Here is a 22,164-nt window from a genome sequence, read left to right on the forward strand (position 1 = left end):
CGCGCGGTGACTGCGCCGTCGGCAGGCGCCCCGACGGCGTCCGTCATCGAGGCGCTGGGGGTGACGCAGCTCATCTACCGCGAGCGCGTCGGCTCCACGATGGACGAGGTGCATCGGCTCGCGGCCGAGGGCGCACCGGCCGGCACCGTGGTACTCGCCAGCATGCAGGAGGCCGGTCGCGGGCGGAGCGGGCGGCCGTGGCTCTCCGAGCCCGACGCCGGCCTGTGGTTCACCGTACTGGAGCGCCCCGACGATGCCCGGGCCCTTGAGGTGCTCGCGTTGCGGGTGGGGCTGTCTCTCGCCGAGGCCCTCACCCCGCTCGTGCACGATGCAATCGGGCTCAAGTGGCCAAACGATCTGCTCCTCGGACGGCGCAAGTTGGCCGGTATTCTGATTGAGGTCCGGTGGCGCGACGCCCGCCCCGAATGGGTGGCGATCGGCGTCGGTATCAATCGGCGGGTGCCCGAGGACTATCCCATGGCCGCGGCGGTGCGAAGCGATGTGTCGCGCGATGTGCTGCTCCAGGCGGCGGTCCCCGCGGTGCGCGCCGCCGCGCGGGGCCTCGGCGCGCTGACCGCGACCGAATGCGCCGCGTGGGCCGCCAGAGACGCGGCGGCCGGTCGGCCTGTCCGTGAGCCCGTCGCCGGCGTCGTGGAGGGCATTACGCCGCAGGGGGCGGTGGTTATCCGCACCGACGATGGGCGCTCGCGCGCGATCCAGTCCGGCTCGCTCGTGTTCGCCGACTGACCCGTCGGCATGGCACCGTGCCTGCAAAAGTGGGCACCCGAAGGCCCGCAGCGCGCCAAACTGGCATACCCGGACCGGTTCGGACGTGCAATCCGGCAGCGGGTCTGCCAAGCTGGCAATCACGTAAAACCTTTGAATACATGAGGTTACGTGAATTCTGCCGCTCTTGACGGACCTCCCGGGTGCCCCTAGCTTCAAGGCATTAGCACTCACTGCGTGTGAGTGCTAATTGCCAATCCCGTTCAATCCCTGACACCAGCAGGAGATCAGTACCTATGGCCACCCAGAGTGCCGCGAAGGTCGCGCCGCTGGCCGACCGCGTCGTCGTGAAGCCGCTCGAAGAAGCGGAGCAGATGCGCGGTGGGCTCTACATCCCGGACACCGCGAAGGAAAAGCCCCAGCAGGGCACCATCGTCGCCGTGGGCCCGGGGCGCTACGAAAAGGACACGCGCATCCCGATGGATGTGAAGGTCGGCGACAAGATCCTGTACGGGAAGTACAGCGGCACCGAAGTCACGATTGAGGGCGAGCAGCTGCTCATCCTGCGCGAGTCGGATGTGCTCGCGGTGATCAACTGAGTTAGACCCCTTAACGCACTGAGCAACCATGGCTGCCAAGGAACTGCATTTCAACACGGAAGCTCGCGCGGCGCTCAAGCGCGGCGTCGATCAGCTCGCCGAAGCGGTGAAGGTCACCCTCGGCCCCAAGGGCCGCAACGTCGTCATCGACAAGAAGTTCGGCGCCCCGACCGTGACCAAGGACGGCGTGACCGTCGCGAAGGAAATCGAGCTCGCTGATCCGATCGAGAACATGGGCGCGCAGATGGTGAAGGAAGTCGCGACCAAGACGTCGGATCTCGCCGGTGACGGCACGACGACCGCCACGGTCCTCGCCCAGGCCATCTTCCGCGAAGGCCTCAAGAACGTCACCGCCGGCTCGAACCCGATGGCGCTCAAGCGCGGCATCGACAAGGCCGTCGCCTCGATCGTCGAGGAGCTCAAGAAGATCTCCGTCCCGACGACCGGCAAGAAGGAAATCGCGCAGGTCGGCACGATCTCGGCCAACAACGACCCCGAAATCGGCAACCTGATCGCGGAAGCGATGGAGAAGGTGGGCAAGGACGGCGTCATCACCGTCGAAGAGGCCAAGGGCCTCGAGACGACGCTGGAGACGGTCGACGGTATGCAGTTCGACCGTGGCTACCTCTCGCCGTACTTCGTCACCGATCCGGAGAAGATGGAAGCCGTTCTCGAGAACGCGCTCATCCTCATCCACGACAAGAAGATCTCGGCCATGAAGGACCTGCTCCCGGTCCTCGAGAAGGTGGCGCAGCTCGGCAAGCCCCTCCTCATCATCGCTGAAGACGTCGAAGGCGAGGCGCTCGCCACGCTCGTCGTGAACAAGCTCCGCGGCACGCTCCGCATCGTCGCCGTCAAGGCGCCGGGCTTCGGCGATCGCCGCAAGGCGATGCTGCAGGACATCGCGACGCTCACGAAGGGCCAGGTCATCTCCGACGAAGTCGGCTTCAAGCTCGAGAACGCGGTCCTCACGGACCTCGGCTCGGCCAAGCGTATCGTGATCGACAAGGACAACACGACGATCATCGACGGCGCCGGCGACCAGAAGGACATCGAAGGCCGCGTGAAGGAAATCCGCGCCGCCATCGACAAGAGCACGTCGGACTACGATCGTGAGAAGCTCCAGGAGCGTCTCGCGAAGCTCGCCGGTGGCGTGGCCGTCATCAACGTCGGCGCCGCGACCGAAGCCGAAATGAAGGAGAAGAAGGCCCGTGTCGAAGACGCGCTGCACGCCACGCGTGCCGCCGTTGAAGAGGGCATCGTCCCGGGCGGCGGTGTCGCCCTGGTCCGCGCCCAGCACGTGCTCAAGGACGTCAAGACGTCGGAGCGCGACGAGCAGATCGGTGTCGACATCATCCGTCGCGCCATCGAAGAGCCGCTCCGCATGATCGTCCAGAACGCCGGCGGCGAAGGCTCGATCGTGATCGAGAAGATCCGCACGGCCAAGGAGACGTCGTTCGGTTACAACGCCCTCACCGACACGTACGAAGACCTCGTGCAGGCCGGTGTCATCGACCCGACCAAGGTCACCCGTACCGCGCTCCAGAACTCGGCCTCGATCGCCGGTCTGCTCCTCACGACCGAAGCGCTCATCGTCGAGAAGAAGGAAGACAAGCCGGCGGCGCCGGCTGGCGGCCCGGGCATGGGCGGCATGTACTAAGCCACTCGGCTTGGCACACACGGCGGGCGCTCCTCACGGGGCGCCCGCTTTGTTTTGCGCGTCGGCTAGAGGCCGAGCGCGTACTGCGCCGGTGGCGCGAGCGACCCCGTGGCCGTGACCGGGGCGTGCGGTTCGCGCTGGGGCGCCGCCCAGAGCGCGTCGGCGTGCCAGCCGGCCTGCGCGAGCGCCTCGCGCGCACTCGCGAGTGCGACTGCCGGCGTGTTGTTCGTCTCGCTGAGATGCGCCAGCACCACGCCCCGCAGGCCGCGATGGACCACCTCGCGCAGCACTCGGGCGGAATGCGCATTCGACAGGTGCCCCTGCCCACCCCGAATGCGTTGCTTGAGCATCCACGGGTACGGCCCGTTGGTGAGCATGGTGGGGCAGTGATTCGATTCCAGCACCAGCAGGTCGCAGTGCGACAGAAACGCAGGAAGCGCCTCCGGCACATCGCCGCAGTCGAGCACCACCCCCACGCGCGCGCCACTCGCGTCGTCGGTGAGCACATACGCGCGGCAGTCGGCCGCATCATGCGGGACTGCGCAATGCGTGACCGAAAACCCGGCCAGGCAATGCACCGCGTCGGTGATCGGCACCTGATGCAATGGGCGCCGCCCGGTCGTCGGTTCAATCGCCGCCAGCGTGGCCGCACTCGCATGCACCGGCCACCCCCAGCGCGCGCTCGCCACCGCTACGCCACACGCGTGATCCACATGCTCGTGGGTGAGGAGCACACCGGCAATCTCCTCGGGTACGCGCGCCGCGGCCGTCAGGCGCTGGTGCAGCGTGCGCGCCGCAAAGCCGCAGTCCACCAGCACCGTGCCCTGCGAACCATCCACGACGATCGCATTGCCGCGACTGCCGCTGCCGAGGACCGTGACCCGCACCATGCGCGGCGCCGGCTCAGGCGAATCTGATCAGCGCGGCCACCGCGTGTCGGCGCACGCGACCGCGTGCACCGTTTCCCACCACTGCTTCGATTCGTCGCTCAGCGCCACCCCGCGCCGCGCCATCATGCGCGCCGCCGTATCGACAAACTTGCGCGCGTCGAACGTGTCATACGGCGTGCCGCCGCCCCACGAGAAGGGCGCGACGGCCTTGGGCGGCATGCGATCGTACACGTTCGCACCGGCCCCCAGCACACACCCCGTGGTGAGACGTGAGCCGATGCCCGTCTTCACATGATCGCCGAAGAGTGTCCCCAGGAACTGCTGCCGCGTATCGCGCACGCCGTCGGGGGTCCAGAGCGACACACTGCCGTACGTGTTCTTGAGATTGCTCGTGATGGTGCCCGCGCCAAGGTTGACCCAGCGCCCGAGCACCGAGTGCCCGACAAACCCATCGTGCCCCTTGTTCGCATGGCCGATGAGAATCGTGGCACTGAGCTCACCGTGCACGCGGCACGTGTCACCGATGCTCGAACCCGCAATGCGATCGGTCGTGATCGTGGAATCCACGCCCACGTACACGGGGCCGATCACGCGGGTGAACGCCTGCACCTGCGCGCGCCGCCGGAGCAGCACCGGCCCACTGGTGGTGTCGAAGAAGCTCATGGGCTCGATGATCGCGCCCTCCTCGGCCCACACGCCGTGCTCGCCGGTGATCACGATCCCCGATGTCGCCTCCACGCGCGTCGCGCCGATCGCGCGCGCGAGCACCGGAATGTCGCGCAGCAGCAAGGGCGTCAGATGGGCGACGAGATCCCACACGGCGTCGAGCCACACGCCCTCGACGCTCATCATCATCCCGGACGCGGGCACGACTTCTTCCAGCGCAAAGGCCTCACTCGCCAGCTGACTCGCCGGCACCGGCTCAGCCAGTCGCGCCGCCGCGACCCGACCGCCGATCAGAATCGCCGAGGCGGTAGACGGTCGCGCATCGAGCATGGGCAGCGCGCGCGCATTCACCAGCCACGTTCCCGCGGCGAGTTCGCCATCACTCGGCGGTGGACTGTCGAACTCGCTGAAGCCGCGCAGATGCGGCGCACTCAGGAAGCCCGTTGCCGGCATCCCGAGCACATGCGCCCACCGCTCGCGAACGAGCAGGGCGCCGGCCCGCAGTTCACCGCCCGGTCGCGTGGTGGCGAACGGCTCGAATCGCCGCGCGACGGCGTCGTCGTACAGAATCACGGGATGCATCGACCAGGGACCGGAAGGATTTGAGGCAGAAACTCCGCCTCCAATATCACCGCTCGCGGACCTCGGCGGGGAGCGCGTCGAGCAGCGTCTTGAGATCGGCGGCCTTCTCGCGGGTCGTCACCAGCGTCAGCCCGTCCCGCGCCACGACCACCAGGTCATCCACGCCGTAGAGGACCACCTGCGTGCCGTCGGCATGCACCACGTTGCCGTGCGCCTGGAGGGCGAACGACGGCCCCAGCATCGCGTTGCCCGTCGCATCGTGCTGGCGCACCCGGTGCAGGGCGGCCCAGGTCCCCACGTCGTCCCAGCCAAAGGAGCCGGCGAGCACCAGCACCCGCTGGCTGCGCTCCAGCACGCCCACGTCGATGGCGATCGACTGCACGCTGGCAAAGAACGCCGCGAGGTCGTCGCCGGCCGCGGCCAGTGCCGGCTGCACTTCCGGGGTGAGCGCCGCGATCTCGTCGAGCAGGTCGCCCACCCGCCAGGCAAAGATCCCCGAGTTCCAGAGGAACCCGTCGGCCACCATCTGGGTGGCCTTCTCCACGCTGGGCTTCTCCACGAAGCGGGCCACCCGGCGAATGCCGTCGCCCACCACGTCGCCGGGGTGGATGTACCCAAATCCGGGATCCGGACGGCTGGGGACGATCCCCACCGTCACCAGCGCCTGACGCGCAAAGGCCACGTCCGCGGCGTGATCCAGGGTCGCGCGGAAGGCCGGGACGTCGCCAATGGACCAGTCCGCGTGGGTGCACACCATCACCGCGTCCCGGCCATCGCGTGCCGCAATGGTCCGCGCGGCCCACGCCAGCGCGGCACAGGTGCCCGCCGGACGGGGCTCGGCCACGACGTTCTCGGCCGGCAGCGTCGGCTCCATGGCCACGATGCGGTCGCGCAGCGAGGCATTCGTCAGGATCAGCGTGCGCTCGGGCGGCGCCGACGGGCGCAGGCGATCCAGGGTGTCGCGCAGCATCGGCTGCTCACTCACGAGCGGCAGCAGCTGCTTGGGCTGTTCGGGGGTCGACAGGGGCCAGAAGCGCGAGCCGACACCGCCGGCCAGCACCACATTCCAACGGATCATGGCGGTCAGGAGAGGGGCGAGCTGCCGGGCGCGTCCAACGCGGCCGCGGCGGCAATGTGGTCATGGACCCGGGCCAGGAGCCGGCGCGGGCTGAACGGTTTGGTCATGACTTCAGACGCACCAAGCGCCTCCACGTCCCGCAATTGGGCCTCCTGCCCGGCCGCCGTCAGCACAATGCAGGGCAGCTGCGCCCAGCGGGCGTCCCCCCGGAGGCGGCGCAAGATGTCGGCCCCCGACATGCCCGGCAGCATCAGGTCCAGCACGACCAGGGCGATGGCGGGCTCCTCCTCGAGATGCCGGAAGGCTTCGGGGCCGTCCTCGGCCAGGCGCACGCGGAAGCCGTCCTGCTCGAGGCGGGTGCGAATGATCATCCCGATGTGCGGCTCGTCGTCCACGACCAGGATCGGGATCCCCGCCGGCGACGCCCCGAGTCCCGGTCCGCGCGCGGCGCCCGGTGGCCCTACCGGATCACTCACACCAGCGCCGCGATCTGGGCGCGATGACGGCGCAGCTCGTACAGCAGGGCGGCCAGATTGGCCTGCGGCTGGAGCAGGACGAGCAGATAGGCATCGGCGGACAGGGCGCTGACCACGATCGGGCCGCGCTCATGTTCCAGCACCAGCAGCCCGAAATTGCCGCGGTCCGACGCGCGCCCCAGGTCACCGGCCGCAAGCACGAGCGGTGGGACGAGCGCCGCCAGCCCTTCGGCATCGAACGCCGCGCTGGCCGCGCCGTCGATCAGCAGGCCGTCGCGTCCAAGCACGATGGCCGCATCTACGCCCTCCCGCCTGCGGAGGACACTCACAAGATCGCGAATGGTGGGCATGGCGGAACGCTGCCCCCGCTCCGGGGTGAAGTCAAGCGAGGATCGAGGGCCGAACCGCTTGCCCGGACACGAGTTGAGCGGTAACCTCCGGTGTTGGATCACGTCGCATCATTTCCGGTTTGCCCATGGGGATTCCCCTGCCAGTCCGCCTGTTCGGCGCGCCCCGCCTTGCGCGGCGCGCCCTGTCGTTTTCGGCCGTCGCGGTCCTGCTGGGATCCGCGGTCGCCTGCGACAACAACAATCCGTTCCGCACCGCGGCGCGCTCCGAGAACATCGAGCGCCAGACGCCCATCTTCGCGCTGTCCGGCACGCCGACGGGCTATCCGACGGCGTACCAGTTCACCAGCGAATCCCTCGTCCGTCCGCAGGTCCTGGCGAGCGGGTCGGTGAACTTCGACATCGCCTTCGACCTCACGAGCGACAACAAGGTCATTCTGTACCCCGTCCGGAAGCTGGTGCCGCAGCCGCCGGGTGGGTCGCCCACCGTGGGGCTGCTCAAGATCTCGTCGGCCTTCGACGCGATTTCCCGCGCGCCCGACAAGGGGTACACCAACGACTCCACGCTCATCGTGAGCCCCAGGGAAGTCGTGCTCGTGAAGATCGCCGGCTCCGGGTGCATCTACGGCGACCCGTACTACGCCAAGATGCAGATCGACACGATCCTGCCGACCGAGCGCCGCATGATTCTGCGCACGCTGGTCAACCTCAATTGCGGATACCGCGACCTCACCGTCGGCGTCCCCAAGAACTGATTCACGCGCAGTCTCGCGGTCCCGCGTCGCGCTCCCTCCATCGCGTCCATGCACGACATACGCCTTCTTCGTGACCAGCTCGATCACCTGCGCGACGGCATGCGCCGCCGCGGCAAGCTCGCCGAACTGCAGCCGCTCCTCGATCGCGCCGAAGCGCTCGAGGCGGGCCGCCGTGCGGCGATCACCGAGCTCGAGGCACAGCAGGCGCGCCGCAACAAGCTGACGCAGGAAGTCGGGCAGAAGCGCAAGGCGGGGGAAGACGCCTCCGCCCTGCAGGCCGAAGCGCGCGCGGTGGGCGAAACGATCGCCGATCTCGAAGCCAAGCGCGCCGAGGCCGAAGCGGCCGTGCAGGCGATGCTCTACGAGCTGCCGAACATTCCGCTCGCCGAGGTGCCCGAGGGCGACGAGACGCACAACACGATCGTGGCCAGCTGGGGCACGCCGCGGGAAGATGGGGCGTCGCTCATGCCGCACTGGGACAAGGGCGCCGAGCTCGGCATCCTCGATCTGGCGCGCGGGGCGAAGATCAGCGGCTCGGGGTTCATCGTCTATCGCAACGCCGGCGCCAAGCTGATTCGCGCGCTGATGAACATGATGCTCGATCTGCACACCGAGCAGCATGGCTACGAGGAGTGCTGGGTGCCGCTCGTCGTGAACCGCCAGACGATGACGGGCACCGGGCAGCTGCCGAAGTTCGAAGAGGACATGTACGGCATTCCGTCGGACGAGCTCTTTCTCATCCCGACGGCCGAAGTGCCGGTCACGAACCTTTATCGCGACGAGATCCTCGAACCCTCGGATCTGCCGAAGGGCTTCTGTGCGTACAGTGCCTGTTTCCGTCGCGAAGCCGGGTCGGCGGGCAAGGACACGCGCGGGCTGCTGCGCGTGCACCAGTTCGACAAGGTCGAGCTGGTGCGCTACGCCACGCCCGAAACGTCGCGGCAGGAACTCGAGCTGCTCACCAGTCACGCCGAGAAGGTGCTTCAGCTGCTCGAACTCCCGTACCGCCGCCTCCTGCTGGCCGCCGGCGACACGGGCTTCTCGAGCGCGATGACCTACGATCTCGAAGTCTTTGCCCCCGCCGTGGGCAAGTGGCTCGAAGTGTCGAGCTGCAGCGTCTTCACCGACTTCCAGGCGCGCCGCGCGAACATCCGCTATCGCCCCGCCCCCGGCGAGAAGCCGCGCTTTGTGCACACGCTCAACGGCTCGGCGCTGGCCTTCTCGCGCATCATCGCCAGCATTATCGAACACCATCAGCAGCCTGACGGCTCCGTGCGGCTCCCCGAGGCGCTGCAGCCGTATTTCGGCAAAGCGGTCCTCCGCTGATCCACCCGATCGCCTGACCCCCGCACCATGCGACGTCGCCGTTGGCCGGTGTTCGTGATGGTGCTGGGCGTCCTGGGTGTCCTCACCTGGTACGTCGCGTACACCCAGCAGGTGGTGCGCGAACTCCGCCGCGCCGCCGCGGTGCAGGGGCGCCTGTATGTCCGCCTCTTCGAGGCGCTGCAGGACACCAGTACCACCGCCGACCCGAGCGCGGTGCTCCTGGAACTGGCGGGGCAGGTTCGGAGCTCCGGCCTGCCGCTCGTCGTGACCGACTCATCGGGGCGAGTGACCACCACCGCCAATTTGCCGCCCGACGTTGAAGCCGATTCGGCGCGGCTCCGCGAGTTTGTGGAGCGGATGGATCGCGCCAATCCCCCCATCGAGCAGCCACCGGTCGGGGCCATTCATCTGGGCGATAGCGCCATCGTCACCCAGTTGCGCTACATCCCGCTGCTCCAGGCCGCGGGGATCCTCCTGCTGGTCGGCTTCGGCGTGTACGCCCTCGTGGAACGCGGGCGTGCCGAACGGGAAAAGGTCTGGGCCGGCATGGCGCGCGAAGCCGCGCACCAACTCGGGACGCCGCTCTCGGCGATGGCCGGCTGGCTCGAACTGCTTGGTGACACCGTGACCGGTGGCTCGTCGCAGCGGGCCGTCGAGGCCATGGGGCAGGACCTGGCGCGCCTCGAGCGCGTGTCGCACCGGTTCGAGCGCATCGGCCGCCCGCCGCGCGATGAACAGGTGGACACGGCCGCCCTCGTCGATCGCCTCGCCGCCTACTTCGCGGCGCGCGCGCCGACACTGGCGCGGACGGTGACCATTCGCGCCGTGCACCCCGAAGGCCCGCTGATGGTGCGGGGCGATCAGGTGCTGCTCGAATGGGTCCTCGAGGTCCTGATCAAGAACGCCATCGACGCGCTCGGCGGCCGTAGCGGCGAAGTCGTGGTCAGTGCGACCCCCATGCCGGAAGGCGGCGTCCGCGTCCGGGTGCAGGACGATGGCCCCGGCGTCCCGCGTCAGCTGCGCAAGCGCATCTTCGACGCCGGCTTCACGACCAAGGACCGCGGCTGGGGCATCGGCCTCTCCCTCGCCCGCCGCATCGTGGAAGAGAATCACAACGGCAAGCTCGTGCTCGCCGACACCGACCGGGGGGCGGCCTTCGACGTTATCTTGCACGGATGACTTCGATGGGATGGGCAGGTTCGTTGTTCGACGCCGTGCCAGCAAAGCCGGCGCTCGATGTGGATTCGCTGACGCGTGGCCTCAATCCGGGGCAGCGCGAAGCCGTCATGCACGATGAGGGGCCGGCGCTCGTGCTCGCCGGCGCCGGCTCCGGCAAGACGCGGGTGCTCACGACGCGCATCGCGCGCCTGATTGGCGATCGCGGCGTCGCGCCGCATGAAGTGCTGGCGGTGACCTTCACCAACAAGGCCGCCGGCGAGATGAAGGAGCGCATCGCCAAGTTCCTCGGGCACGAGCCCAAGGGCATGTGGTGCGGCACCTTCCACGCCCTCGGCGCGCGTCTGCTGCGCGGCGCGGCGCCCATTGTCGGGCGCGAGCAGAACTTCACGATCTACGATGAAGACGACACGCTGGGCGCCGTGAAGCGCGTCATGGAGCGTCGGCGGCTCTCCACCACGCAGTTCGCGCCGAAGGCCGTGTGGAGTGCGATCTCGAGCGCGAAGAATGCCCTGGTGAGTCCGTCGGAGTACGCCCGGACCGCGCGCGATACCTTCGCGACGGCCGTGGCCGGCGTCTACACCGATCTCGAGCAGGCCCTGCAGCAAGCCAACGCCGTCACGTTCGACGATCTGCTCGTGCTGCCGGTGCGCGCGCTCGAGACCGACGAGCATCTGCGCGGACACTATCAGCGGCGCTTCCGCTACATCCTGGTGGACGAGTATCAGGATACCAACGCGGCACAGTATCGCTTCGTGCAGCTGATGGGCGGGATGTACCGCAACGTCATGGTGGTCGGTGACGACGACCAGTCGATCTACGGCTGGCGCGGTGCCGACATCCGCAACATCCTCGATTTCGAGCGCGATTTCCCCGGGGCCCGTATCGTGCGCCTCGAGGAGAACTATCGCTCCACGCCGAACGTGCTGGCGTTGGCCAATGCGGTCATCGCCGAAAACACCGAGCGGCGCGGCAAGACGCTCCGCGCCACGCGCCCCGCGGGAGAACCGGTCACTATCGTCGAGGCGCTCGACGAGCGCGACGAAGCCGATTTCATCGCCGACACGATCCTCACGTGTCTCGCCAAGTCCGATCTCGCGCGGCGTGACTGTGCGGTGCTCTATCGCACCAATGCGCAGTCGCGCGCCATCGAAGATGCCTTCCGTCGCCGCAACATCCCGTATCGGCTCGTCGGCGCGGTGCGCTTCTACGATCGCCGGGAAATCCGCGATCTCATGGCCTACCTCAAGCTCGTCGCCAATCCGGCCGACGATGAGGCGTTCCGTCGGGCGGTAAACGTCCCGAAGCGCGGCCTTGGCGAGGCTACGATCGCGCTGCTGGCCGAGCGCGCGCAGGCTGAGGGGCAGTCGATGCTCACCATGGCCTCCCGCACCGACGTGCTGGCCGAGATGCGCCCCGCCGCCCGCACGGCGCTCGGCGATTTCGTGGGGCTCGTGCAGCGCCTGCGGACCGCCGCCGTCGACGCCGCGGTGGACGAGCTGTTGCGCGATCTCGTCGAAGCCACGCGCTACGCCGAGCATCTGCGCGCGGAAGGACCGGAAGGCATTGAACGCCTCGAGAACGTGCGCGAAATGATCGCCGGCGCCGCCGAAGTGGTGGCGGATGAAGGCGGTGAAGTGGGGCTGACGCCCCTCGATCACTTCCTGCAGTCGTCCACGCTCGTCGCCGGCGTCGACAAGCTCGACCCCAACGCCGATGCGGTGGTCTGCATGACCATGCACAACGCCAAGGGGCTTGAGTTCCCGCTGGTGTTCGTCTCCGGTCTCGAAGACGGGCTCTTTCCGCTCATGCGCGCCTCCGAAGATCCGAGTCAGCTCGAGGAAGAGCGCCGCCTCTTTTACGTGGGGATCACGCGCGCCGAAGAGAAGCTCTACATCACCAGCGCCGAGCAGCGTCGCCGCAATGGCGAACTCATGATCTCGATGCCGTCGCGGTTCCTGAAGGGCATCCTGCCGTCGCTCGCCGAACGGGGCAAAACGGCGCGCGCGAAGGCTGAGGGGCGCGGGGCCTTCGGTGGTGGGTATGGCGGCGGCTACGGCGGTGGCTACGGAAGCCGTCGCGACGATGACAGCAGCTGGGGCAAGAGCTCGTGGAGCGGCGGGAGTCGCACCGGCGGCGGTGCTGGCAGCGCCGGCAAGCGTCCTGCCGGCAACTACGGTTCGGCGGGTTACGGCAGCAGTGCCGGTCGCGATATCCCCTTCGGCAAGGCTCCGGTGGGCGGCTTCAGCAAGCCGAACCGGCGCGAGGAGGTGCCATCGCCGGAGGACGAGTCGCAGGATGCGCCAGCGTTCCGTCCGGGCGAGCGCGTGAAGCACGCGAAGTTCGGCACCGGCACCATCGCCGAACTCACCGGGAGCGGGCGCGACCTCAAGGTGCGCATCGATTTCGATGATGAAGAGATCGGGCGCAAGACGCTGGTCTTGGCGCAGGCGAAGCTTGAACGAGGATGGGACTGATGTCGGTTACGCCGGATGATGTGCGTCACGTCGCCGCCCTGGCGCGGCTTGGGCTCGACGAAGCCCACCTGCCAGCACTGGTGCGTGAGTTGAACGGCATTCTGGGGCACATGGATGTGCTCCAGCGCGTGGACATCAGCGGAGTCCCGCTGACGCCGCCCGATGCCGCCGCACCGCTGCGAGACGACGCCAGCGCCCCCATGCCCCTCGCGCGAGCCCGCGAGGCGTTCGCCCCGGCCGCCCGCGATGGGTTCTTCCTCGTGCCCCGCCTGGCCACGCACGGCGACCTTGGCGCCTCGGAGGACGCGTGAGCCTCGAGCATCTCGCGCGCCACACGCTGGCCGATGCGTGGGCGCGGTACGACGCCGTGCAGGCCGGCCCCGATGGGCTGAACGCCTTCCTGGCCGTCGATCGCACCGGCGAACACGCGGCGGGGCGCACCGCGGCAGTGGGCCCGCTCGCGGGCGTACCGGTGGCGGTGAAGGACAATCTCGCGACGCATGGATTGCCCACGACCTGCGGCTCGCGGGTGCTCGAAGGGTACGTCAGTCCATTCGAGGCCACGGCGGTGCGCAAGCTCCGTGAGGCCGGTGCGGTCATCATCGGCAAGACCAATCTCGATGAATTCGCGATGGGGTCGTCCACCGAGAACAGCGCCTACGGCCCCACGCGGAATCCGATCGACCCCACGCGCGTTCCCGGGGGCTCGAGTGGCGGGTCCGCCGTCGCGGTGGCGAGTGGGGTCGTGCGCATCGCGCTCGGTTCCGAAACCGGTGGCTCGGTGCGGCAGCCGGCGGCATTCTGCGGGATCGTCGGCATCAAGCCGACCTACGGTCGCGTGAGTCGCTACGGGCTCGTGGCGTACGCGTCGTCGCTCGATCACGTGGGCGTGTTTGGCGCGACCGTGGCCGAAGCGGCGCTCGGGCTCGAGGTGATTGCCGGGCACGATCCGTTCGACAGCACCAGCGCCAATCGCGATGTGCCGGCCATGCAACCGCGCCTCGAGGGCGACCGCCCGCTCGCTGGGCTCGTGATCGGCAAGCCCGTCGAGTATTTCCCTGCCTCACTCGATGCGCGCATCGCCGCCCAGTGCGAACGGGCGCTCGATCACTATCGGGCGCTGGGGGCGGAAGTCCGCGAGGTCTCGCTCCCCAGCACCGACTTCGCCATCCCCGTCTACTACATCCTCGCGCCGGCGGAGGCGTCGAGCAATCTCGCGCGCTACGATGGCGTGCGATACGGCGTGCGCGGGCACGGCCACGACCTCCGCAGCATGTACGAGGCGACGCGTTCGCACGGCTTTGGCAGCGAGGTCACCCGCCGCATTCTGTTGGGCACCTATGTCTTGAGCGCGGGCTACTACGACGCGTACTATCGCCGCGCGCAGGCCGTCCGCTCGCTCATCACGCAGGAGTTCGCGGAGGTCTTTGCCAGCGGCGTGGATGTGTTGTTCACACCGACCGCGCCCTCGCCGGCCTTTCGCATCGGGGAGGTCTCCGATCCCTACGAGATGTACCTGAGCGACATCTTCACCGTCACCGCGAACCTGGCCGGTATTCCCGCCATGTCGCTCCCGATCGGGCGACTCGATGGCCTGCCGGTGGGCGGGCAGCTCATGGCGCCCCACTTCGCCGAACCGACCATGTTGCGGGTGGCCGCCGCCCTCGAACAGGCTCTCGGCGCGGAGGCGCACCAGTGAGCGCAACCACCTGGGAGCTGGTGATCGGGCTCGAAGTGCATTGCCAGCTCAAGACGCGCAGCAAGATCTTCTGCGGGTGCGCCACCTCGTTCGGTGACGCCCCCAATGCCAACACGTGCCCGGTCTGCCTCGGGCTCCCCGGCGCGCTGCCGGTGCTCAACGCCCATGCGGTCGAGTTGGCGACCCGCGCCTCGCTTGCGCTGGGGTGCACGGTGCACGAGGCCTCGGTCTTCGCGCGCAAGAACTACTTCTATCCCGATCTCCCCAAGGGCTATCAGATCTCGCAGTTCGATCGCCCGCTCGCGACCGATGGGCAGGTCGTGATCGGCACGCGCCCCGATGGCACGCCGCACGCGATTCGCGTGCATCGGGTGCACATGGAAGAGGACGCCGGCAAGTCGGTGCACGATCGCTTCGCCGACTGGTCGGCCATCGATCTCAATCGGGCCGGGACTCCGCTCGTCGAAATCGTCTCCGAGCCGGATATTCGCTCGGCCGCCGAGGCCGGCGCGTACGCGCGACGCATGAAGCAGATTCTCGAGTACGCCGAGGTGTCCGACGCGAACATGGAAGAAGGGTCGTTGCGCGTGGACGTGAACATCTCGATCCGGCCGCACGGCAGCGAGACGCTTGGCACCAAGACCGAGATCAAGAACGTGAATTCGTTCTCGGCGGTCGAGAAGGCGGTGGAGATCGAGTTTGCGCGTCAGGTCGCGGTGCTGGAGGCGGGTGGCACCATCGAGCAGCAGACCATGCTGTACGATGACAAGCGCAATCAGGTGCGCCCGGCGCGCAGCAAGGAAGGCAGCCACGATTATCGCTATTTCCCGGAACCCGACCTGCCGCCGCTGCGGCTCACCCCTGCGTACATCGCGGCGCAGCAGGCGGCACTTCCGGAGCTGCCGAACGCCAAGCGCGCGCGCTTTGCGTCCCAGTACGGCCTGGGCGACGCGGAGATCGAGCAGCTCGTGGCGTCGCGGGCGCTGGCCGATCGTTACGAGGCCATGGTGGCCGCGAGTGGCGATCCGCGACGGGCGGCGAACTGGCTGCTCGGTACCGTGCTCGCGGCGGTGAACGCGAGCGGCGTGGCCCTCGAGGCCCACCCCGTGAGCGTGGCGCGCCTTGGCGCGCTCATCAAGCTCGAGGCCGCGGGGGACGTCTCGAACACCGCCGCGCGTCAGCTCTTCACGATGCTCGAGCAGGAAGACGCCGAGCCGCTGGAGCTGGCCAAGCGGGCCGGCCTGCTGCAGGTGAAGGATGACAGTGCCCTGATCCAGTGGATCGAGGCGGTCCTGGCGGAGCACCCCGCCGAAGCCGCCCGCTTTCTGGGCGGCGAGAAGAAGCTGCAGGGCGTGCTGGTGGGCCTGGTGATGAAGAAGTCGGGCGGCGCGGCGGACCCCAAGAAGGTCAATCAGTTGCTCGCATCACGCGCGGGGTAGGCGCGGCAGGAACAGCGGGGTGTCGAGCGAGGCCGCGTGGGTGAGCGGCGTGCTCGGCATACCGAACATCCGATCGGCCTCGAGCGCCGCACGCACATCGCCGCCCTGGCGACGGGCGGTGCGGCGCACCTTCTTGGCCTGACGCAGCGGCTCATCGCCTGAGGGATCGAAGCGGAACGGCTCACTGCGATCCCACTGCTGAAACAGGTCCACGATGTAGTCGAAGGAGCGCGCGAGATACCGGCCCACTTCGGCGTCGCTCAGGTCCCAGCGACTGTTTTCCGAGATGAGCTGGAAGATGCGCTGCCACGACTCGGTGTCCGTCACGTACACCATGCCGCGGAAGATGCGGCGATTGGTCGGTGTGCCGAACAACGTCGGGCTCAGAATGCGATCGAGATGCTGGTCGGCCGCCGAGTGATCGAGAAAGAGCAGCTCACGCGCCTTGCGTGGCCACGGTTCCCCGAGGTGCGTATCGATGCGGCTTTCCCAGTAGCTGTGCCCGAGCGCCGTCGTACTGGACGTGACCGCGAGCTGCCGGGGCACGTAGAAGTTGTGCGCCACGACATCGGCGGCGAGATGCGAGAGATAGCCGAGCGCGAACGCACGCAAATGCGGCGGCTCGGCGTCGTCGTGAATCTCGAGGCCGACGCGCCACGAATGACAATGGCGGCCCACTTCGGCGTACTTCTTGGCAATGCTGGTGTCGGCCGCAATGGAGCCGTAGAGAAAGTCGGCGGGAAAGGCCGCCAACAGCTCCGCGATCTGCCCGGGCAGCAGCGTCAGGTGGCGCAGGATCGCTTCACCGAGGAACACATGGGTGCCGGGCGTCCACGCCCATGCGCTGCGGGGCAGCAGCACGACACCCACGCAGGCCGTCAGGAGCGACAGCCACCACGGCCATCGGCGAGCGTCAGTCGGTGACGTCATCCGCCGCGGCGGGATCGTCCAACCGATCGTCAGCCCCGTCGGGGCGGGGCCGTTCGCGCCGTCGGCGGCGCCGCACCCCGCGTCGCACTCCCAGCAGCCCCGCGGCGAGCGCCTGTGCGCCCACCCGTACGCCGCGCACCGCCGCCGCCGTCGTGAGCACCGTGTCCTCGAGCTCGTCCTGCAGCACATCGAGCACGGCATTCACTTCGTCCACCCGCTGGGCGGTGGTCTCGGCGGCATCGAGCAGCTGGTCCGACACGGCGCCCACGCCATCGCTCAGGCGCTCCACATCGCGACGGACCGTCTGCACCATGGAGCGGGCATCGCCGACCATGGCGTTGGCCTGGTCGAGCATCGGTTTGGCGTCGGCGGCGAGGCGGTCGGCGGTGTCGGTCAGCCGGCGGATCCCCGCGCGCATGGCGGTGAAGAGCAGGATGAGCGCGATCATCGCCGCCACCGCCAGCACCAGCACGATCAGCTGCAGAATCCCGTTGGTCCACTCGAGCAGCCCGCGCTCGGGGATCGTGCGGGCGATGATCGTGTCCGGACGGGTGGCCGCCTGCAGGAGCAGGGACGCCAGAGGACTCGCGAGGGCCATGTGGGGTGATCTAAGGGTTCGTCAGGCTCGTGTCCATGCCATCGGGCGACTAAGCTTCCAAGCCTGACCGCACCTTAACTCAGCCCGCATCGCATGTCCGCCGTTCAGTTCGTCGTCGAGGGAGGCCAGCGCCTGCACGGATCCATCCGTCCGGCTGGCAACAAGAATGCCGCGTTGCCCATCGTGGCCGCCGCCCTGCTCACCGATCAACCGGTGCAGCTGCGCAACGTCCCGCGCATTCGCGACATCGAGACGCTCGTCGAGCTGGTGCGCACGACCGGCGCGTCGTGCGAGTGGACGGGGACCAACGAGCTGCGCATTCACGCGCGGGACGTCCAGGCCGCGGATCTCGACCCGGTCCTCTGTGCGCGGATCCGGGCGTCCATCCTGCTGGCGGCCCCGCTCCTCGCCCGGTGCGGCACGGTCACGCTGTCGCCGCCGGGCGGCGACGTCATTGGTCGGCGTCGGCTCGATACGCACTTCCATGTCCTCCAAGCCATGGGCGCCACCTACGAGCTCGGTGAGCGCTTCCGCTTCGATGCGCGCCAGCTGACCGGGGCCGACGTCTTCCTCGATGAGCCGAGCGTTACGGCCACGGAGAACGCGCTCATGGCGGCCGTTGCCGCCAAGGGGCGCACGGTACTGCGCAACGCGGCCAGTGAGCCCCATGTGCAGGATCTGGCGAACTTCCTTGTCGCCCTCGGCGCGCGCATCGAGGGGATCGGTTCGAACGTATACACGATCGAAGGCGGGCTGCCGCTCGGCGGCGCGACCCATGAGATCGGGCCCGATCACATCGAAGTGGGCTCGTTCATCGGCCTCGCTGCGGTGACACGGTCGGCGCTGCGCATCGAGCGCGCCGGGGTCGAGCATCTGCGCAGCACGCTGATGGGCTTCGAGCGGCTCGGCATCAGCTGCGAGATCGACGGCGATGATCTCGTGATCCCCGCTGAACAGTCACGGCGCATTCAGAGCGATCTCGGCGGCCACGTGCCCAAGCTCGAAGATCAGCCCTGGCCGGCGTTCCCCGCTGACGTGATGTCGATCGCCATTGTGACGGCCACGCAGTGCGAGGGGATGATCCTCTTCTTCGAAAAGATGTTCGAGTCGCGCCTCTACTTCACCGACAAGCTGGTCGGCATGGGTGCCCGCATCGTGCTCTGCGATCCGCATCGCGCCATCGTGAGCGGCCCGACGCGTCTGCGCGGTGGTACCGTCGAAAGCCCGGACATCCGGGCCGGTATGGCGATGCTGCTGGCAGCGCTCTGCGCCGAGGGCACGAGCACCATCAACAACGCGCAGCAGATCGAACGCGGCTACGAGCGGATCGAGCAGCGACTCGGGGCGCTGGGGGCGCGCATCAAGCGCGTGGAACTGAGCGCCCGCTGAGGAGCTGGGGATGACCGGTGCGCTGCCGCTGCTTGCCCAGGCCGAGCCCGTCCCCGGGCTGCCGGCCGGCGTGTCCGGGTGGACGACGACCCGGGCCAATGGCTCCTTCGGGTTGGGGTCGACCGAGCCGGTGGAGGCGGTCGTTGGGCGGTGGTCGGCGCTCCAGGCCGATCTGCGGACCCTCGGCGTGGAGCGATTGGCCTCCGCCCATCAGATCCATGGGGCCGACGTCACCGTGCACGCGGATGGCTGGCGCGGCTGGCTCCGGGGGCACGGCGTGGACGGGCACGTCACGACGGTGCCGGGGACGGCGCTCGCGGTGACGGTGGCCGACTGCACCCCGGTCCTGCTGGCGCACCCCGCCGGTGCGGTCGCGGCGCTGCACGCCGGGTGGCGCGGGACCGCGGCGCAGATTCTTCGGGTGGGCGTCGGGCTCTTCGCCCAGCTCGGATTCCCGGCTCACGAATGCGTGGTGCACCTCGGCCCCTCCATCTGCGGCCCCTGCTACGAAGTGGGGCCAGAAGTGCTGGAGGCGGTGACCGGCCGTCCAGCCCAGGGGAAGGGGTATCTCGATGTCCGCGCCGTCCTGGCGGAACAGGCACAGCGGCTGGGGGTCCCAGAGATCACGATCAGCGCATGGTGTACCCGGTGTCATAATGACCGATTTTACAGTCATCGGGCGGGCGATCCGGGGCGTCAGTTGGGCGTGATCGCGCTGGCATCCTCTTGACCAGCTTGTGTTTGGGGCCTAGGTTGCAAGACTGAGAAGGAACCTCTTCGTGACCTCGGCCGCTTCACGCGGCAGGAAGAAGTGTGGGGATGGCCCCCACACTTTTTTGTTCTCTGGGGGCTGATTCCGGCGCAATCCGGCGGCCGTCGGCGGGCTGGCATGAAGAAAACCGTACGGGAGACCTGCTGGTGGGTGAGTCAATCGAAGCCTTTGTCGCCAAAGAACTTGACCTGATCGGGTTTGATCTGGTCGAGCTGAAGCGCGGGGGCTCGCGGGCTCGCCCGGTCCTCGAGCTCCGGATCGATCGGCGCGACGGGGAAAAGGTCACCATCGACGACTGTGCACAGGTCTCGCGTGCCCTGGAGGCGCGCCTCGAGGCCGGTGCGATGGTTGGTGAGCAGTATGTATTGGAAGTGTCGTCGCCGGGGGCAGATCGCCCGCTGCGGCACGCGGCAGACTGGCGCCGGTTCGTGGGCCGGCATGCCGTCGTGACGAGCGGGCTGCTGGCTGGTGGCAAACAGGAAGTCGAGATCCTCGCCCTCAATGGTGAGGAAGGCGCCGAGGTCGCGCTCGTGCGGGACGGGAAGGGCCGGGAAGTCGCCGTGCCTCTTGCCGACGTCACGCAGGCGCGATTGGCGTTTCACTGGAAACGATAGGGGAGTCCTGATGGCCGGATCGGCGGAAATCCTCACGGCGCTTCGTGAGCTGTCGAATCTGAAGCAGATCACGCGCGAGGAGCTGCACATGCTTCTCCAGGACGGCATCCATGCCGCCCTGGCGAAGAAGCACGGCGCGAACGTCCAGGCGGAAGTCGAGATCGACGAAGCCAAGGGCGAGATCCGCATCGTGCTGCTCAAGACCGTCGTGGACGAGGTCACCGACGAGTCACGCGAAGTGACCGTCGAAGAGGCGCGCTTCATGGATCCCGAGTTCCAGGTCGGCGACGTGATGGAAATTCCCGTCGACTTCCTCGAGTTCGGGCGCACGGCCGTGCAGGCGGCCAAGCAGCGCATCATTCAGCGCGTCCGCGAAGGCGAGCGCACCCGCATCCGCGATGAATTCGCCGGGCGTGTGGGTGATCTCCTCTCCGGCGAGGTGCAGCAGATCGAGCGCGGCAAGCTGGTCGTCATGCTCAACAAGTTCCGCGAGGCGGAAGCGATCATTCCGTATCGCGAGCAGAACCATCGCGAGCACTATCACCAGGGTGAGCCGGTGCGCGCGGTCCTCAAGCGCGTGGAAGACACCCCCAAGGGGCCGCGGCTCATTCTGAGCCGGTCCGACGCCCTCTTCGTGCAGGCGCTCTTCAAGCTCGAGGTCCCCGAGATCCAGTCGGGCATCGTCGAGATCAAGGCGGCGGCCCGCGAAGTCGGCAGCCGTACCAAGATTGCCGTCACGTCGCGCGACGACGCCGTCGATCCGGTCGGCGCCTGCGTCGGCCTCAAGGGCGCCCGCGTGCAGGCCGTCGTGAACGAGCTCGGTGGCGAGCGTATCGACATCGTGCCGTGGAGCCCCGATCCGGAGCGCTTCGCCAAGCTGGCGCTCGCGCCGGCCCGCGTCGCGCGCGTCTTCTCCGATGCGATCTCCCGCACCATTCAGGCCGTCGTGGACGAAGACCAGCTCTCGCTGGCCATCGGCCGCAACGGGCAGAACGTACGGCTGGCGTCTGAGCTGACCGGGTGGAAGATCGATCTCTACTCGAGCCGCGAGTGGATGGAGAAGGGCGGCGAATCGCCCCTCTTCGCCCCGCTGCCCGAAGAGGCTGAAGCCGATGTGCCGCTCAATGAAATCGACGGGCTCGAGACCGCTACGGTCGCCGTGCTCGCCGAAGCCGGGTATCGCACCCTCAACGACATCCTCGATCTCGATCGCGACGACCTGTTGCGCCTGCCGGGCATCGCGCCCGAGGAAGCAGACCGCATCATGGCCATCATCGACGAGCTGACGACCGAGGATGATGGCGCGGATCAGGCGTGAGTGAGTCGGCCCCCGGGGCGCTCTCCGATGCCGTGCGTCGCAAGGTGCTCGGCCTCGTCGGATTGGGCGCCCGCGGGCGGCTGGTGGTGATTGGCGTGGAGCAGGTGCGCCTCGCGGTGCAGAAGGGCAAGGTTCAGCTGGCCATCGTGGCGCAGGATGTGTCGCGACACTCGCTGGACAAGGTGGTGCCGGTCCTCACGGCCCGGCGTGTGGAGATGATGGAGTGGCCGAGTGCGGCCGAGCTGGGCGGTGCCGTGGGGCGGGAATCCACGGCGGCGATCGGGATCGTAGATCAAGCGCTGGCGCACGGGATACGTGGCGCCGTAGCCGGGGCACTCCCGGCAGGCGACGCGACGCGCGTTTCGCGGTAGGAGGACGGGTTGAGCAAGCTTCGTGTGCATGACATGGCGGGTGAGTTCGGCATCTCGGCGGACGAGGTGATCGCGCTGCTGCGCCAGATGGACGTGCCGGTTCGCAGCCATTTGTCGCTGCTGACCGACGATCAGGTATCCCGAATTCGCGCCCGCTGGGAACGCGAGAAGCGTGCGCGTGCCGAAAAGGCTGCGCCGCAGCCGCCGGCCGCCGCTCGCCGCCGTCGGATCGACGCACGACGTGAGGTGCTGGCTCCATGTCGGCTGACACGCTGG

23 protein-coding genes are annotated in these 22,164 nt (G+C 68.3%); 16 read left to right on the forward strand and 7 right to left on the reverse strand.

Annotation, left to right across the window (positions count from 1 at the left end):
- The first annotated feature begins 6 nt into the window (after nucleotides 1-6).
- From K2R93_00235 to groL, 3 genes are all read left to right on the forward strand, one after another.
- Entirely contained in the window at nucleotides 7-747 is a 741-nt protein-coding gene (locus tag K2R93_00235) for a biotin--[acetyl-CoA-carboxylase] ligase (protein MBY0488239.1), read from the forward strand.
- A gap of 275 nt (nucleotides 748-1,022) precedes the next feature.
- A complete protein-coding gene (locus tag K2R93_00240) occupies nucleotides 1,023-1,325 on the forward strand; it encodes a co-chaperone GroES (protein ID MBY0488240.1) in 303 nt (100 codons plus the stop codon).
- Between the two features lie 28 nt (nucleotides 1,326-1,353).
- Nucleotides 1,354-2,985, forward strand: coding sequence for a chaperonin GroEL (gene groL, locus K2R93_00245; GenBank protein ID MBY0488241.1), 1,632 nt, complete (start codon nucleotides 1,354-1,356; stop codon nucleotides 2,983-2,985).
- 65 nt (nucleotides 2,986-3,050) lie between these two features.
- Here groL and K2R93_00250 read toward each other — a convergent pair whose 3' ends face one another.
- From K2R93_00250 to K2R93_00270, 5 genes are all read right to left on the reverse strand, one after another.
- Nucleotides 3,051-3,875, reverse strand: coding sequence for an MBL fold metallo-hydrolase (locus tag K2R93_00250; GenBank protein ID MBY0488242.1), 825 nt, complete (start codon nucleotides 3,873-3,875; stop codon nucleotides 3,051-3,053).
- 27 nt (nucleotides 3,876-3,902) lie between these two features.
- Complete coding sequence (locus tag K2R93_00255) at nucleotides 3,903-5,123, reverse strand: hypothetical protein (protein ID MBY0488243.1); 1,221 nt, start codon at nucleotides 5,121-5,123, stop codon at nucleotides 3,903-3,905.
- 46 nt (nucleotides 5,124-5,169) lie between these two features.
- Entirely contained in the window at nucleotides 5,170-6,201 is a 1,032-nt protein-coding gene (locus K2R93_00260) for a mannose-1-phosphate guanylyltransferase (GenBank protein MBY0488244.1), read from the reverse strand.
- A 5-nt stretch (nucleotides 6,202-6,206) separates the two neighbouring features.
- Complete coding sequence (locus K2R93_00265; protein MBY0488245.1) at nucleotides 6,207-6,572, reverse strand: response regulator; 366 nt, start codon at nucleotides 6,570-6,572, stop codon at nucleotides 6,207-6,209.
- Between the two features lie 101 nt (nucleotides 6,573-6,673).
- Complete coding sequence (locus tag K2R93_00270; protein ID MBY0488246.1) at nucleotides 6,674-7,027, reverse strand: roadblock/LC7 domain-containing protein; 354 nt, start codon at nucleotides 7,025-7,027, stop codon at nucleotides 6,674-6,676.
- Between the two features lie 125 nt (nucleotides 7,028-7,152).
- Between K2R93_00270 and K2R93_00275 the strand changes: the two genes are divergently transcribed.
- Genes K2R93_00275 through gatB form a run of 7 tightly spaced genes read left to right on the forward strand, consistent with a single transcriptional unit; the run spans nucleotide 7,153 to nucleotide 15,896 of the window.
- Complete coding sequence (locus K2R93_00275; GenBank protein ID MBY0488247.1) at nucleotides 7,153-7,779, forward strand: hypothetical protein; 627 nt, start codon at nucleotides 7,153-7,155, stop codon at nucleotides 7,777-7,779.
- A 48-nt stretch (nucleotides 7,780-7,827) separates the two neighbouring features.
- Nucleotides 7,828-9,105, forward strand: a complete 1,278-nt coding sequence (gene serS, locus K2R93_00280) for a serine--tRNA ligase (GenBank protein MBY0488248.1) — start codon at nucleotides 7,828-7,830, stop codon at nucleotides 9,103-9,105.
- A gap of 27 nt (nucleotides 9,106-9,132) precedes the next feature.
- Nucleotides 9,133-10,284, forward strand: a complete 1,152-nt coding sequence (locus K2R93_00285) for a HAMP domain-containing histidine kinase (protein ID MBY0488249.1) — start codon at nucleotides 9,133-9,135, stop codon at nucleotides 10,282-10,284.
- Nucleotides 10,281-12,758, forward strand: coding sequence for a UvrD-helicase domain-containing protein (locus tag K2R93_00290; GenBank protein ID MBY0488250.1), 2,478 nt, complete (start codon nucleotides 10,281-10,283; stop codon nucleotides 12,756-12,758). Before K2R93_00285 ends, K2R93_00290 begins: the two co-directional genes overlap by 4 nt.
- Nucleotides 12,758-13,069 carry an Asp-tRNA(Asn)/Glu-tRNA(Gln) amidotransferase subunit GatC gene (gatC, locus tag K2R93_00295; protein MBY0488251.1) on the forward strand — a complete coding sequence of 104 codons (312 nt, stop codon included), beginning with the start codon at nucleotides 12,758-12,760 and terminating at the stop codon, nucleotides 13,067-13,069. The genes K2R93_00290 and gatC overlap by 1 nt, the downstream gene beginning before the upstream one ends.
- Nucleotides 13,066-14,457 (forward strand): Asp-tRNA(Asn)/Glu-tRNA(Gln) amidotransferase subunit GatA, encoded by a 1,392-nt coding sequence (gatA, locus tag K2R93_00300; GenBank protein ID MBY0488252.1) that lies wholly within the window; start codon nucleotides 13,066-13,068, stop codon nucleotides 14,455-14,457. The genes gatC and gatA overlap by 4 nt, the downstream gene beginning before the upstream one ends.
- Nucleotides 14,454-15,896, forward strand: a complete 1,443-nt coding sequence (gatB, locus tag K2R93_00305) for an Asp-tRNA(Asn)/Glu-tRNA(Gln) amidotransferase subunit GatB (protein ID MBY0488253.1) — start codon at nucleotides 14,454-14,456, stop codon at nucleotides 15,894-15,896. The genes gatA and gatB overlap by 4 nt, the downstream gene beginning before the upstream one ends.
- On the opposite strand, the gene K2R93_00310 is transcribed toward gatB, so the two are convergent.
- The gene (locus K2R93_00310; GenBank protein ID MBY0488254.1) at nucleotides 15,882-16,826 is read right to left on the reverse strand and encodes a zinc dependent phospholipase C family protein; all 945 of its coding nucleotides are present in this window, start codon (nucleotides 16,824-16,826) and stop codon (nucleotides 15,882-15,884) included. The two genes, gatB and K2R93_00310, sit on opposite strands and share 15 nt — an antisense overlap.
- Complete coding sequence (locus K2R93_00315) at nucleotides 16,810-17,424, reverse strand: hypothetical protein (protein MBY0488255.1); 615 nt, start codon at nucleotides 17,422-17,424, stop codon at nucleotides 16,810-16,812. Before K2R93_00315 ends, K2R93_00310 begins: the two co-directional genes overlap by 17 nt.
- A 93-nt stretch (nucleotides 17,425-17,517) precedes the next feature.
- Here K2R93_00315 and murA point away from each other — a divergent pair, with 93 nt between their 5' ends.
- The 6 genes from murA to K2R93_00345 all read left to right on the forward strand — a co-directional run.
- On the forward strand, nucleotides 17,518-18,813 hold the full coding sequence (gene murA, locus K2R93_00320; protein ID MBY0488256.1) for a UDP-N-acetylglucosamine 1-carboxyvinyltransferase: 1,296 nt from the start codon (nucleotides 17,518-17,520) through the stop codon (nucleotides 18,811-18,813).
- Between the two features lie 10 nt (nucleotides 18,814-18,823).
- Nucleotides 18,824-19,543: a polyphenol oxidase family protein gene (locus tag K2R93_00325; GenBank protein MBY0488257.1), complete on the forward strand. Its 720-nt coding sequence runs from the start codon at nucleotides 18,824-18,826 to the stop codon at nucleotides 19,541-19,543.
- 89 nt (nucleotides 19,544-19,632) lie between these two features.
- Nucleotides 19,633-20,199 carry a ribosome maturation factor RimP gene (locus K2R93_00330; GenBank protein ID MBY0488258.1) on the forward strand — a complete coding sequence of 189 codons (567 nt, stop codon included), beginning with the start codon at nucleotides 19,633-19,635 and terminating at the stop codon, nucleotides 20,197-20,199.
- Between the two features lie 10 nt (nucleotides 20,200-20,209).
- Nucleotides 20,210-21,517 (forward strand): transcription termination factor NusA, encoded by a 1,308-nt coding sequence (gene nusA / locus K2R93_00335; protein MBY0488259.1) that lies wholly within the window; start codon nucleotides 20,210-20,212, stop codon nucleotides 21,515-21,517.
- Nucleotides 21,514-21,888: a ribosomal L7Ae/L30e/S12e/Gadd45 family protein gene (locus K2R93_00340; GenBank protein MBY0488260.1), complete on the forward strand. Its 375-nt coding sequence runs from the start codon at nucleotides 21,514-21,516 to the stop codon at nucleotides 21,886-21,888. Before nusA ends, K2R93_00340 begins: the two co-directional genes overlap by 4 nt.
- 33 nt (nucleotides 21,889-21,921) lie before the next feature.
- On the forward strand, nucleotides 21,922-22,164 hold a 243-nt coding region (locus tag K2R93_00345), incomplete at its 3' end, for a hypothetical protein (protein MBY0488261.1).

It is taken from the genome of Gemmatimonadaceae bacterium, assembly GCA_019752115.1.
In the GTDB taxonomy this organism is placed as follows: Bacteria; Gemmatimonadota; Gemmatimonadetes; order Gemmatimonadales; family Gemmatimonadaceae; genus Gemmatimonas.

Bases quoted from the DNA above. Each gene is read 5' to 3' on its own strand.
- K2R93_00285 (MBY0488249.1), top strand. From the start codon at position 9,133: ATGCGACGTCGCCGTTGGCCGGTGTTCGTGATGGTGCTGGGCGTCCTG.
- K2R93_00310 (MBY0488254.1), bottom strand. From the start codon at position 16,826: ATGACGTCACCGACTGACGCTCGCCGATGGCCGTGGTGGCTGTCGCTC.
- K2R93_00255 (MBY0488243.1), bottom strand. From the start codon at position 5,123: ATGCATCCCGTGATTCTGTACGACGACGCCGTCGCGCGGCGATTCGAG.
- K2R93_00265 (MBY0488245.1), bottom strand. From the start codon at position 6,572: ATGATCATTCGCACCCGCCTCGAGCAGGACGGCTTCCGCGTGCGCCTG.
- serS (MBY0488248.1), top strand. From the start codon at position 7,828: ATGCACGACATACGCCTTCTTCGTGACCAGCTCGATCACCTGCGCGAC.
- K2R93_00275 (MBY0488247.1), top strand. From the start codon at position 7,153: ATGGGGATTCCCCTGCCAGTCCGCCTGTTCGGCGCGCCCCGCCTTGCG.
- K2R93_00315 (MBY0488255.1), bottom strand. From the start codon at position 17,424: ATGGCCCTCGCGAGTCCTCTGGCGTCCCTGCTCCTGCAGGCGGCCACC.
- K2R93_00240 (MBY0488240.1), top strand. From the start codon at position 1,023: ATGGCCACCCAGAGTGCCGCGAAGGTCGCGCCGCTGGCCGACCGCGTC.
- nusA (MBY0488259.1), top strand. From the start codon at position 20,210: ATGGCCGGATCGGCGGAAATCCTCACGGCGCTTCGTGAGCTGTCGAAT.
- K2R93_00330 (MBY0488258.1), top strand. From the start codon at position 19,633: ATGGCCCCCACACTTTTTTGTTCTCTGGGGGCTGATTCCGGCGCAATC.
- K2R93_00260 (MBY0488244.1), bottom strand. From the start codon at position 6,201: ATGATCCGTTGGAATGTGGTGCTGGCCGGCGGTGTCGGCTCGCGCTTC.
- gatC (MBY0488251.1), top strand. From the start codon at position 12,758: ATGTCGGTTACGCCGGATGATGTGCGTCACGTCGCCGCCCTGGCGCGG.
- K2R93_00325 (MBY0488257.1), top strand. From the start codon at position 18,824: ATGACCGGTGCGCTGCCGCTGCTTGCCCAGGCCGAGCCCGTCCCCGGG.
- K2R93_00270 (MBY0488246.1), bottom strand. From the start codon at position 7,027: ATGCCCACCATTCGCGATCTTGTGAGTGTCCTCCGCAGGCGGGAGGGC.
- murA (MBY0488256.1), top strand. From the start codon at position 17,518: ATGTCCGCCGTTCAGTTCGTCGTCGAGGGAGGCCAGCGCCTGCACGGA.
- K2R93_00290 (MBY0488250.1), top strand. From the start codon at position 10,281: ATGACTTCGATGGGATGGGCAGGTTCGTTGTTCGACGCCGTGCCAGCA.
- K2R93_00250 (MBY0488242.1), bottom strand. From the start codon at position 3,875: ATGGTGCGGGTCACGGTCCTCGGCAGCGGCAGTCGCGGCAATGCGATC.
- groL (MBY0488241.1), top strand. From the start codon at position 1,354: ATGGCTGCCAAGGAACTGCATTTCAACACGGAAGCTCGCGCGGCGCTC.